9 protein-coding genes are annotated in these 11227 nt (G+C 70.6%); 3 read left to right on the top strand and 6 right to left on the bottom strand.

Going from position 1 to position 11227, the window contains the following annotated elements:
- Positions 1 to 366: 366 nt before the first annotated feature.
- Positions 367 to 1323, bottom strand: coding sequence for a LysR family transcriptional regulator (locus tag ACWGI8_RS29325; RefSeq protein ID WP_453665407.1), 957 nt, complete (start codon positions 1321 to 1323; stop codon positions 367 to 369).
- A gap of 47 nt (positions 1324 to 1370) precedes the next feature.
- On the opposite strand from ACWGI8_RS29325, the gene ACWGI8_RS29320 reads away from it, so the two are divergent.
- Entirely contained in the window at positions 1371 to 2312 is a 942-nt protein-coding gene (locus ACWGI8_RS29320; RefSeq protein ID WP_453665411.1) for a serine hydrolase, read from the top strand.
- Positions 2313 to 2369: 57 nt separating this feature from the next.
- Positions 2370 to 3395, top strand: coding sequence for an MBL fold metallo-hydrolase (locus ACWGI8_RS29315; protein ID WP_453665405.1), 1026 nt, complete (start codon positions 2370 to 2372; stop codon positions 3393 to 3395).
- Here the strand turns inward: ACWGI8_RS29315 and ACWGI8_RS29310 are convergent.
- Genes ACWGI8_RS29310 through ACWGI8_RS29300 form a run of 3 tightly spaced genes read right to left on the bottom strand, consistent with a single transcriptional unit; the run spans position 3385 to position 6843 of the window.
- A complete protein-coding gene (locus ACWGI8_RS29310) occupies positions 3385 to 4131 on the bottom strand; it encodes a succinate dehydrogenase/fumarate reductase iron-sulfur subunit (protein ID WP_453665409.1) in 747 nt (248 codons plus the stop codon). The two genes, ACWGI8_RS29315 and ACWGI8_RS29310, sit on opposite strands and share 11 nt — an antisense overlap.
- Before the next feature lie 59 nt (positions 4132 to 4190).
- On the bottom strand, positions 4191 to 6137 hold the full coding sequence (locus ACWGI8_RS29305) for a fumarate reductase/succinate dehydrogenase flavoprotein subunit (protein ID WP_453665403.1): 1947 nt from the start codon (positions 6135 to 6137) through the stop codon (positions 4191 to 4193).
- Position 6138: 1 nt separating this feature from the next.
- Positions 6139 to 6843 carry a succinate dehydrogenase gene (locus tag ACWGI8_RS29300; protein WP_453665401.1) on the bottom strand — a complete coding sequence of 235 codons (705 nt, stop codon included), beginning with the start codon at positions 6841 to 6843 and terminating at the stop codon, positions 6139 to 6141.
- A 96-nt stretch (positions 6844 to 6939) separates the two neighbouring features.
- Here ACWGI8_RS29300 and ACWGI8_RS29295 point away from each other — a divergent pair, with 96 nt between their 5' ends.
- Positions 6940 to 7836 (top strand): LysR family transcriptional regulator, encoded by an 897-nt coding sequence (locus tag ACWGI8_RS29295; protein ID WP_453665400.1) that lies wholly within the window; start codon positions 6940 to 6942, stop codon positions 7834 to 7836.
- A gap of 255 nt (positions 7837 to 8091) precedes the next feature.
- Here the strand turns inward: ACWGI8_RS29295 and ACWGI8_RS29290 are convergent, their stop codons facing one another.
- Together ACWGI8_RS29290 and ACWGI8_RS29285 are read right to left on the bottom strand one after the other, a co-directional pair.
- Positions 8092 to 10263 (bottom strand): putative bifunctional diguanylate cyclase/phosphodiesterase, encoded by a 2172-nt coding sequence (locus ACWGI8_RS29290; protein WP_453665399.1) that lies wholly within the window; start codon positions 10261 to 10263, stop codon positions 8092 to 8094.
- On the bottom strand, positions 10263 to 11075 hold the full coding sequence (locus ACWGI8_RS29285; protein WP_453665398.1) for an SAM-dependent methyltransferase: 813 nt from the start codon (positions 11073 to 11075) through the stop codon (positions 10263 to 10265). Before ACWGI8_RS29285 ends, ACWGI8_RS29290 begins: the two co-directional genes overlap by 1 nt.
- Positions 11076 to 11227: the final 152 nt, after the last annotated feature.

Raw genomic sequence — 11227 nt, 5'->3', positions numbered from 1 at the left:
GGCGCCCAGGGCTTGACGGCGGGTGAATCTGGACATGGCGGAACCCCCAGGTATGCCGGTGCTCGGACGGCGGTCCGTCGGTCGGTCGGTACCGCCGGGGCCATGCCTACAGGTCTGCCGTTCATCGGCAGTAGTCGCGGGGAACTGGTTGGCTGCTATACGGACATCTCGTCACACAAAGTGCAGTGTTGAACGAAGTCGATCTTGCGCTCCACACCTTCAGTCGACCCGCGAGATGTAAATCCTGCGCCGAATGTGACAGTTCTGTGAAATATCTTCGGATCGCACCGGTCGGCTGTGCCGGGCCTCACAACGGAAAACTGTCCGGAACATATGCCGGTTTCCGCGGCACCCGGGCAGCACCCGTCAGCCGTAGACCACGGACCACGGGCGCGGTCCGTCCTGCTCGGGCCCGGTGCTCCGCAGTGCCGTCGTACGGTCCCGGGACAGCACGTCCGCGGCGAGGGCGGCGAATTCACCGGCCGCCGCGTGCGGCGCACGGCGGGGCCAGACCGCACAGATCCGCTGAGCGAGGGGCCGGCCGGCCAGCGGCCGCCAGGCCACCCTGGGCTCCTTACGGGCCACGGGGCCCTGATCGAAGGCGACTCCGCAGCCCGCGGTCACCAGACCGATGAGGAATTCGGGGTTCCGGGCATGCCGGACGCGGCCGGGTACGAAGCCCGCGTCCCGGCAGACGGCAAGCGTCCTGTCGTACCAGCCGGGCGCCGCGGCCCGTGGAAACAGAACGAGGTCATGCCCCGCGAGGTCGCCGAGCCCGACCTCGGGCAGCCGGGCCAGCGGGGAGGTCCGCGGCAGCACCACCCCCAGCTCGACGCCGACCTCGGGTCCCACGACCAGATCGGTGGCGTCGACGGGCTGGTGGACGAGCCCGACATCCAGTCCCCCGGAGGCCAGCAGCCTCAACTGCTCGTCCGTCGTCACCTCCTGGAGGTCGACCCGGAGACCCGGAGCCCGTTCGGCACACTCGGTGAGCAGCGCGCCCAGCACCGCGGCCGTGGTGTCCGGCGGCACCCCCGCACGCAGGGTGCCCAGGTCGCCGTCGCGAGCCCGGCGCACCAGGGCCCTGGTGCGCTGCTCACGGGCCAGCAGTTCCCTCGCTTCCTCGAGGAGCACCGCCCCGGCCGGGGTGAGCCGGACCTGACGCCGTGAGCGGTCGAAGAGTTCGGCGCCGAGTTCGTCCTCCAGCCGCCGGACGGAGCGGCTGAGGGGCGGCTGGGCCATGCCGAGGAGTTCGGCGGCCCGCCCGAAGTGCAACTCCTCGGCGACGACGACGAAGATACGCAGGTGGCGCAAGAGATCCACGCCACGACCCTAAGCGATGGGAGCAGGGACCGGATGAGGCCGGGATGCTGATCGAGGAGAGGCTGCGCACGGTGTTCGCGGCGGCCGGGGCCGAGGGCCGGCTCCACGCGGTGGACATCGACGCGCAAGACGGGCCCGACGAGTTGGCCGGGGTCGGGTACGGAGCCGACGAACCGGTCGTCATCGCCTCCGTGTTCAAGGTGCTGCTGGCGCTGGAGTTCGCCCGGCAGTCCGCGGCCGGCCAGCTCGACCCCCGGGAGCGGGTGCGGGTCGCGGCGGAGCACCGGCTGGGCGGCTGGGGCACAGCGGGCTGCGCGGACGATGTGGAGCTGTCCCTGCGGGATCTCGCACACTTCGCGATGTCGGTCAGCGACAACTCGGCCGCCGATCTGCTGCTGGCCCGGGTGGGAGTGGACACCGTCCGGCTGCTGACCGCCGAACTGGGCCTGGCGCACACCCGTGTCGTGGGCGGGCCCCGGCAGGTGCTGGAGTCGATGCTGGCGGAGGTCGGAGCCCGGGACGAGAAGGAGTTCGCGGCTGTCTTTCCCACGTTGTCCCCGGCCCGAGTGCACCGGCTCGCGGTGCTCGACCCGGAGCGTACGAACGCGAGCACGCCGCGCGACATGACACGGCTGCTGCGGATGGTCTGGCGCGACGAGGCGGGGCCCCCGGAAGCCTGCGCCCAGGTACGGGACCTGATGGCCCGGCAGGTCTTCCGGCACCGGCTGGCCTCGGGGTTCGGGGACGACGTACGGGTGGCGGCGAAGACCGGCACGCTGCCGGGGCTGCACAACGAGGCGGGGGTGGCCGAGTATCCGGACGGCGGACGGTACGCGGTCGCGGTGTTCGCCCGCACCCCGGACCTCGCCGCGAACCGCACCGCGACGGATTCTGCGATCGGCACGGCGGCGCGGACGGCCGTGGAGTTTCTGCGCGGCTCGAAAGCCTCCGCTCCCCTCCGACCAGGCTTCATGCATCGCCAGGTATGAGTCGGTCACCGACCCGGTCTTGGACGTGCGCGGATCCGGGGTGATCTTCTGCGTCCCATGAGCGATGCACAAGGACGATCCACGCGAAGGGTTGTACGGCGAACGCTGCTGCGGGGCGCGGCTCTTGGGGCGGCGGCGCCGTTGCTTCCCGCCACGGCGGCCACGGCCACGGCGGCGGCACGGGTCTCGACGGCTCCCACCCCCGTCCCCGCGGATTCGGCGGTCCTGCGGTGGCTGGGCACCACGGGCTGGCGCATCGGTATCGGCGGGCGGACCGTGCTCTTCGACCCGTACATCACCCGTTTCAGCACCGGGCTGTTCGCCGCCAAGGGCAGTTTCGACCCGGCCACGAAGCTCACCACGGACCAGCCTCTGGTCCGCGAGCACACCGGGCGGCCCGAGGTGGTGCTGGTGAGCCACGCCCACTGGGACCACATCAACGACGTTCCGTACATCGCCCGGTCCACCGGTGCCCGGGTGATAGGCACCGAGACGACGTACCACGTGCTGCGGGCGCTCGGGGTCGACAAGGCGCAGATCAGTGTCGTCAAGGGCGGCGAGGTGCTGGACTTCGACGGCTACACGGTCGAGGTCGTCTCCGGCCGGCACAGCCGCAACGCGAGGTACTCGTACTTCGCTCCCGGCACGCTGTGCGCCCCGCCGGCCCGCGCGCCGGAGACCATCTCCGATCTGCCGGAGGGTGACACGCTCGCCTTCCAGCTGAGCGTCGGGGGCGGTCCTTCGGTGTTTCTCATGGGGGCGAGCGACTTCGAGGAGCGCGCCGCGGACGGGCTGCGGCCCGACATCCTGATGGCGGCAACTCCGTCGAGCAAGGCGACGTACCGCTATCTCCCGCGGCTGCTGGGGGCGCTCGGCAACCCCGCCACGGTCGTCCCGGTGCACTGGGACAACTTCGAGAGGCCACTGAGCGCCCCGCCACGGCGTGATCCCGCGATGGACCTGGACGGATTCGTCGCCGGAATCCACCGGCACAGCCCCGCGTCCAGGGTGGTCGTCCCCGACTACCGCACGGTCTACGGGGCGGACATGCGGCCCGTTCCGGCCGGAGGTCCTACCGGCTGACCTTCCGGGTCGCCCGCAGCCACTCCTTGTTCATCGCCGCGATGGACGGCAGCGGGATGCCCTTGGGGCATGCCGTGGCGCATTCGCCGGTGAGGGTGCAGCCGCCGAAGCCCTCCTCGTCCATGGCCGCGACCATGTCGAGGACCCGGGTCTCGCGCTCCGGCGAGCCCTGCGGGAGCACATTGAGGTGGTTGACCTTCGCCGAGGTGAAGAGCATCGCCGAGCCGTTGGGGCAGGCCGCGACGCAGGCGCCGCACCCGATGCACTCGGCGTGCTCGAAGGCGTGGTCGGCGTCCGCCTTCGGGACCGGAGTGGCGTGGGCCTCGGGGGCGGCGCCGGTCGGGACGCTGATGTACCCGCCGGCCTGGATGATCCGGTCGAACGCCGACCGGTCCACCACCAGGTCCTTCACCACCGGGAAGGCGGAGGCGCGCCACGGCTCGATGTCGATGGTGTCGCCGTCCTTGAAGGACCGCATGTGCAGCTGGCAGGTGGTCGTGCGCTCGGGTCCGTGGGCGTCGCCGTTGATGACGAGCGAGCAGGCGCCGCAGATGCCTTCACGGCAGTCGTGGTCGAAGGCGACGGGGTCCTCTCCGCGCAGGATGAGTTCCTCGTTGAGGGTGTCGAGCATCTCCAGGAACGACATGTCCTGCGAGATGCCGTCCACCTCGTAGGTGGCCATGGCGCCGGGTGCGTCGGCGTTCTTCTGGCGCCAGACGCGCAGGGTGAGTGACATCGGGGGTACGGCCCGCGGCGAAGCCGCTGTCGGGCTCTGTGTCCCCCGGGAGATTGCAGTCATGCGTAGCTCCGCTGGGTGGGGTGGACGTACTCGAAGACGAGGTCTTCCTTGTGCAGGACGGGCGACTCACCGGTCGCCGTGAACTCCCAGGCCGCGGCGTACGAGAACTCCTCGTCCCGCCGTGCCGCCTCGCCGTCCGGAGTCTGGGACTCCTCGCGGAAGTGGCCTCCGCAGGACTCGCTGCGGTTCAGCGCGTCGAGGCACATCAGCTCGGCGAGCTCCAGGTAGTCGACGATCCGGTTGGCCTTCTCCAGCGACTGGTTGAACTCCTCGCCGGTGCCGGGCACCTTGATCCGGCGCCAGAACTGCTCACGGATCTGCGGGATCCGGCCGAGTGCCTTGCGCAGGCCCTCGTCGGTGCGGGCCATTCCGCAGAACTCCCACATCAGCTCGCCGAGTTCACGGTGGAAGGAGTCGGGGGTCCGGTCGCCGTCGACGGAGAGAAGCAGGTTCAGCCGGTCCTCGGTCTCGGCGACCACCTCGGTCACGGCGGGGTGGCTGTCGTCGATCTCGTCGTGGTGCGGGTTGCGGGCGAGGTAGTCGTTGATGGTCGAGGGCAGGACGAAGTAGCCGTCGGCGAGGCCCTGCATCAGCGCGGAGGCGCCGAGCCGGTTGGCCCCGTGGTCGGAGAAGTTGGCCTCGCCGATGGCGAAGAGCCCGGGGACGGTGGTCTGCAGGTCGTAGTCCACCCAGAGGCCGCCCATCGTGTAGTGCACGGCGGGGTAGATCCGCATCGGCACCTCGTACGGGTTCTCCGCGGTGATCCGCTCGTACATGTCGAAGAGGTTGCCGTACTTCTCGGCGACCTTCTCCTTGCCCATCCGGCGGATCGCGTCGGCGAAGTCGAGGTAGACGCCCTGGCCGCCGGGACCGACGCCACGGCCCTCGTCGCAGACGTTCTTCGCGGCGCGCGAGGCGATGTCGCGCGGCACGAGGTTGCCGAAGGAGGGGTAGATGCGCTCCAGGTAGTAGTCGCGCTCGTCCTCGGGGATCTCGTGCGCGGGCCGCTGGTCACCGCGCGCCTTGGGCACCCAGATGCGGCCGTCGTTGCGCAGCGACTCGCTCATCAGCGTCAGCTTGGACTGGTGGTCGCCGGTGCGCGGGATGCAGGTGGGGTGGATCTGGGTGAAGCAGGGATTGGCGAAGTACGCGCCGCGCCGGTGGGCCCGCCAGATGGCGGTGGCGTTGGAGTTCATGGCGTTCGTCGACAGATGGAAGACATTGCCGTAGCCGCCGGAGGCGAGGACGACCGCGTCGGCGAAGTAGGTGTCGATCTTCCCGGTGACGAGGTCGCGGGCGACGATTCCGCGGGCCCGCCCGTCGACGACGATCAGGTCGAGCATCTCCGTACGCGGATGCATCTCCACGTTGCCGGCGGCGATCTGCCGGGAGAGCGCCTGGTAGGCGCCGAGCAGCAGTTGCTGGCCCGTCTGTCCGCGGGCGTAGAACGTGCGGGAGACCTGGACGCCGCCGAAGGAGCGGGTGTCGAGGAGGCCGCCGTACTCGCGGGCGAAGGGGACGCCCTGGGCGACGCACTGGTCGATGATCTCGACGGAAATCTGCGCGAGACGGTGGACGTTGGACTCACGGGCGCGGAAGTCGCCGCCCTTGACCGTGTCGTAGAAGAGCCGGTGGATGGAGTCGCCGTCGTTGCGGTAGTTCTTCGCCGCGTTGATGCCGCCCTGGGCCGCGATGGAGTGGGCGCGGCGCGGGGAGTCCTGGTAGCAGAACTGGACGACGTGGTAGCCCTGTTCGGCGAGTGTCGCTCCGGCGGACCCGCCGGCGAGGCCGGTGCCCACCACGATGACGGTGTGCTTGCGGCGGTTGGCCGGGTTGACCAGTTTGGCTTCGAAGCGGCGGCGGTCCCAGCGGTCTGCGATGGGGCCTTCGGGTGCCTTGGTGTCGGCGATCGGCTCGCCGGTCGCGTAGTTCAGGTAGCTCATGTCAGCTCACCAATCCGGTCATGACGCCGACGGGTACCGAGATGAAGCCCACCGTCAGCACCAGCGCGAGCGCGTTCGCGGCGGTCCTGAGGATGCGGTCGCGCTTCGCGTTGCCGGCGCCGAGGGTCTGGGCGGCGCTCCAGAAGCCGTGCCGGATGTGCAGGCCCAGGGCGAGCATCGCGGTGAGGTAGATCGTGTTGCCGTACCAGGTGGAGAAGGTCGCGACGACGTTCTGGTACGGGCGTCCGTGCTGCGCGTTCTCGTTGACGGTGAGCGTGGTCAGGTCCAGCAGGTGCCACACGATGAACAGGCCGAGGATGATTCCGCCCCAGCGCATGGTGCGGGTGGCGTAGCTCGCCCGGGGCCGCTTGTGGACGTACTTGCTGGGGCGGGCCCTGATGTCCCGCCTGCTGAGCTGGTACGCCGACACGCCGTGCAGCACGACGGCGGCGAGCAGCACCACGCGGACGATCCAGAGGGCCCACTCGTGGTGCAGGAAGGGCTCGCCCATGGTGCGGAGCCAGTGGGCGTAGCCGTTGAACTCGTCGGACCCGAAGAAGATCTTGAGGTTGCCCAGCATGTGGACGACCAGATATCCGAGCATGATCAGGCCGCTCGCGGCCATGATCGTCTTCTTGCCGACGGTCGATCCCCAGAGCGTGCGCGTCATGGACGGTCGTCGGTCCGTCCGCGTTGCCAGAGCCATGGACAAGACGCTAGGCCGGGGAGTGTCGAAAGGTCCAAGACATGGTCCGGCTCATCTCGATAGGCAATGCCTATCGCTGCGCGTAGGGTGGAGGGCATGCAGTTCCAGCAGCTCCAGTACTTCGTAGCCGTGGCCGAGACCCGGCACTTCACGCGGGCCGCCGAGCGGGTGCACGTCTCGCAGCCGTCGCTGTCGCAGCAGATCCGGGCGCTGGAGAAGGAGCTGGGGGCGGAGCTGTTCAGCCGGGCGCGCGGCAACATCGCGCTCACGGACGCGGGCGAGGCGCTGCTGCCGCTGGCCCGGCGGATCCTCGCGGACGCGGACACGGCCCGGCACGAGGTGCAGGAACTGGCCCAGCTGCGGCGCGGGCGGATCAGGCTCGGGGCGACGCCGAGTGTGTGCACCGGACTGCTGCCGGAGGTGCTGCGGTCCTTTCACGATCTGCACCCGGGGATCGAGCTGCTGATCGAGGAGGGCGGCTCGCACGATCTCGTACGGGAGCTGGCGCGCGGAGCGCTCGATCTGGCACTGGTGGTGCTGCCGTTGCCGACGCCGTCGCCGGCGCTGACCACGGTGGAGCTGCTTCAGGAGGACCTGGTGGTGGTGTCCTCGGCGGCGGCGCCCGCGCCGCGCCGTCCGGTGCGGATCGCGGATCTCCAGGGGGAGCCGCTGGTGATGTTCCGGCACGGGTACGACCTGCGGGAGCTGACGGTCGCGGCGTGCCGGGCGGAGGGCTTCGAGCCGACGTTCACGGTGGAGGGCGGGGAGATGGACGCGGTGCTGGGGTTCGTGCGGGCGGGTCTCGGGGTGGCGGTGGTGCCGCGCATGGTGGCCGTGCGGGCGGGGCGCGACCTGCGCGTGACGGCGCTGGCCCGGCCGGGGCTGCGGCGGACCATCGCGCTGGCCCACCGCAGTGACGTGGCGCCGCCGCGGGCTGCGCGGGAATTCCAGCGCCTGCTGCTGCGCACGCACCCGCCGGTACGTACTCCGTGACGGCACCGGGCGGGCGCGGCCGGGCTGCTGGGCGCCAACGTTCGTCGGGGGACTGCGGCCCGGTGGCCGGGCCCAGCCCACCCTCCCCCGGAGCTTCGCCCGGCGGTGCCCCCGTCCCGCTTCGCTCGCCCTGCGGTACGACCGCCCGCACCCCAGGGCGGTGTGCGGACGCCCGTCGCCCCCACCCACCCGCACGCGTGGTGCGGGCGGCAGCGCGCGCCGCCGGCCGCCAGGTGCTGTCCGGCGGATCAGGTCCTACACCGCGTCCAGCAGGGACAGCGCGTGGAGGCGGTCCGGGGGGCCCGGGCGGGCGTAGTACCAGCCCTGCGCCGTGTCGCAGCCCAGTTCCCGGAGTTGTTCCGCCTGCGCGCCCGTCTCGACGCCCTCGACCGTCACCGCCAGCTCCAGACTGTGCGCCAGCGAGACGATGCCCTCGACGATCTTTATGTCGACGGGGTCCGCCGGATGCTGCTGCATGCCCTGTGTGAACGAGCGGTCCAGCTTGAGCACACTGACCGGCAGCCGCCGCAGGTTCGCGAGATTCGAGTAGCCGGTGCCGAAGTCGTCGAGCGCTATGTCGACGCCCATCTCGGCCAGTTGACGCAGCGGCTTGAGCAGATCCTCGTCGGCGCCGATGAGCGCGGACTCGGTGACCTCCAGGCACAGCGCCCCCGGTTCGAGCCCGGAGCGCTCCAGGACGTCGACCGTGTCGGCGACCAGACCGGGGTGGTGCAGCTGGGTCGGTGAGAGGTTGACGTTGATCCGCAGCGGCCGGGCGGTCCCGCCGAGGGCGGCCTCCTCGTGCCAGAACCGGGCCTGGCGTACCGCCTCCTGGAGCACCCAGCGACCCAGCGGGACGATCAGTCCGGTGTGCTCGGCGAGCGGGATGAACCGGTCGGGGCCGAGTACCCCGTGCTGTGGATGGCACCAGCGCACCAGCGCCTCGGCCCCGTGCACACTGCCGTCGCAGAGATGCACCAGCGGCTGGTACTCGATGAAGAACTCGCCGCGCTCCAGAGCCGCCGGCAGGGCCGTGGTCAGCCCGTGCCGGGTGATGGCGCGGGCGTCCGCCTCCGGGTCGGCGAGCTCGAAGCGGTTGCCACCCGCCGACTTGGCCCGGTACATGGTGATGTCGGCGCTGCGCAGCACCTCCGCGGAGGTCCGCTCGCCCGCGGGCCCCTCCACGATCCCGATGCTGCCCCGGACGCTGATCTCGCGGCCGTCGAGCATGACCGGCGCGGCGAGTACGGCGAGGATCCTGGCGGCGAGGTCCCCCACCTCGCGCTGGGTGTCCGGGCCGGTCGTCAGCGCCACGAACTCGTCGCCGCCGAGCCGGGCCACCATCTCGCCGGCCGCCGTCGCACAGCTCTGCAGTCGGTCGGCGATCTCAACGAGCAGCCGGTCCCCCGCCGAGTGGCCGAGGCTGTCGTTGATCGCCTTGAAACCGTCGAGGTCGAGATAGCAGAGCCCGAAGCGCGCCCCCTCGCCGGCGGCCAGGGCCTTCTCCAGCCGTTCGAAGAAGAGCGTGCGGTTGGGCAGCCCGGTGAGCGCGTCGTGCGTGGCCTCGTACCGCAGCCGCAGGTTGAGCAGCCGGCGTTCGGTGGTGTCCTCCATCAGCGCCAGCTGGTACTGCGGCCGTCCCTCGGGGTCCCGCAGCAGCGAGACCGTGAGATTGGTCCAGAGGACCGTGCCGTCGTTGCGGTAGAAGGGCTTCTCGACCCGGTAGTGCTCGCGTTCGCCGCGTACGAGCTCGTCGTACAGGCCCCAGGTCTGGGGCTGGTCCTCGGGATGGGCCCACTCGTTGACCTTGCGGCCGCGGACATGGTGCTCGAGGCCGCCGAACATCCGGGTCAGGGTGTCGTTGACCTCCAGCACATTGCCTTCGAGGTCGGCGATGCCGATGCCGATGGCCGCCCCTTCGAACACCGCACGGAAGCGGGTCTCGGTGGCGTGCAGGGCGTCCATGGCGTCGCTGCGGGCCGCCAGCGCCGATCTGGCGATGGCCTCCTGCTCGGTGAGGGTGCGCTCGCGCAGCGCCTGGGCGTAACCGGCCGCGAGCGCGTGCTGCAGCCGGGCGCAGCGGGCACGGCTGTCCTCGGCGGGCTCCTGGTCCGTCCCGCAGTAGAGGACGAGATAGGCGTCGATCACCCCCAGCGTGCGGCTGAGCGCGTCGGGGTCGGTGCAGTGCGCGCCGACCAGGGCGGCCCCGACCCGATGGGCGGGGGCGGTGTCGAAGGGACGCGTGTGCAGCGCGTCGCTGAGCTGTCGTGCGAGCGGCAGCAGATGCTGTTCGAACTCGGGGCGGGTCAGCGACGTGGCCGTCACCGGGAAGATCGCCCGGCTCCAGATGGTCGCGAACCGCCGGAGTCTGTCCTCTAGGCCGTCCGGGTCCGCCGCCGCGGATCCCGCTGCCTGCGACGGCGTCATCACCCCTTGCGCCCCACCCCTGCGAAGCCGGAGAACGCGTATGGATCCTCCTGCGCGGCCGGGGTGTCGGGCCGCCAGTCGGGCATCGACACCAGTCCGGGTTCGATCATCGTGAACCCGTCGAAGAACTGCTGGATCTCCTCGCGGGAGCGCATGACGAGCGGGTTGCGGATGTCCTCGTAGACGCCGACGGCGCCGCCTGCCTGCTCCTTGGGGACCGGTATGCCCTCGTACGAGGCGTGCGTGAGGACGAGGAGGCTTCCCGGTGCGAGCGCGTCGCGCAGCTCGGTCACGGCGCGCTTCGGGTCGTCGGAGTCCTCCAGGAAGTGGAGCACGGCGACGAGGAGCAGGACCACGGGCCGTTCGAGGTCGAGGATCCGGACGGTCTCGGGGCTGTTGAGGATCTCGACCGGCTTGCGCAGATCGGCTCCTACGATGCCGGCGTTGTCGTTGCCCTGGAGCACGGCCTGGCTGTGTGCGACGGCGACCGGGTCGTGGTCGACGTAGACCACCCGGGCCTGCGGGGTGGCTCTCAGCGCGACTTCGTGCACATTGCCGAAGGTCGGTATGCCGGAGCCGATGTCGAGGAACTGGGTGATGCCCTCGCTCACGGCGAAGTTCACGGCACGGCGCATGAACGCCCGGTTCGCCTGCATGATCTTGGGGAGGCCCGGCATGAACTGCATGGCCCTGCGGGCGGCTTCCCGGTCGACCTCGAAATTGTGCGAGCCGCCCAGATAGTAGTCGTAAATACGGGACACGCTCGGCACCGAAATGTCGATGCCCGGCGGGGCCCAGGCGGGACGCTCCATTGATGTCTCCAACAAGTCGCCACGGGGGATACGGCCATGTCCATGGCCGGTGTTCGAGCCGAGGCTACTGATCGGCCGCCAAGAGAGCGAGCAGAAACGGAAATTACCGATCCGTTCTTGGTCACACGCCACCGGCACGTGCGGCGTGTCGG

Source organism: Streptomyces sp. NPDC054841 (genome assembly GCF_053611045.1).
Note: the sequence above shows the minus strand (reverse complement) of the source record. Positions and strands in the feature narration are given on the sequence as shown.

Coding starts and splice junctions, on each gene's coding strand:
- ACWGI8_RS29315 (WP_453665405.1), top strand. CDS start 2,370: ATGAGCGATGCACAAGGACGATCCACGCGAAGGGTTGTACGGCGAACG.
- ACWGI8_RS29310 (WP_453665409.1), bottom strand. CDS start 4,131: ATGTCACTCACCCTGCGCGTCTGGCGCCAGAAGAACGCCGACGCACCC.
- ACWGI8_RS29305 (WP_453665403.1), bottom strand. CDS start 6,137: ATGAGCTACCTGAACTACGCGACCGGCGAGCCGATCGCCGACACCAAG.
- ACWGI8_RS29300 (WP_453665401.1), bottom strand. CDS start 6,843: ATGGCTCTGGCAACGCGGACGGACCGACGACCGTCCATGACGCGCACG.
- ACWGI8_RS29295 (WP_453665400.1), top strand. CDS start 6,940: ATGCAGTTCCAGCAGCTCCAGTACTTCGTAGCCGTGGCCGAGACCCGG.
- ACWGI8_RS29290 (WP_453665399.1), bottom strand. CDS start 10,263: ATGACGCCGTCGCAGGCAGCGGGATCCGCGGCGGCGGACCCGGACGGC.
- ACWGI8_RS29285 (WP_453665398.1), bottom strand. CDS start 11,075: ATGGAGCGTCCCGCCTGGGCCCCGCCGGGCATCGACATTTCGGTGCCG.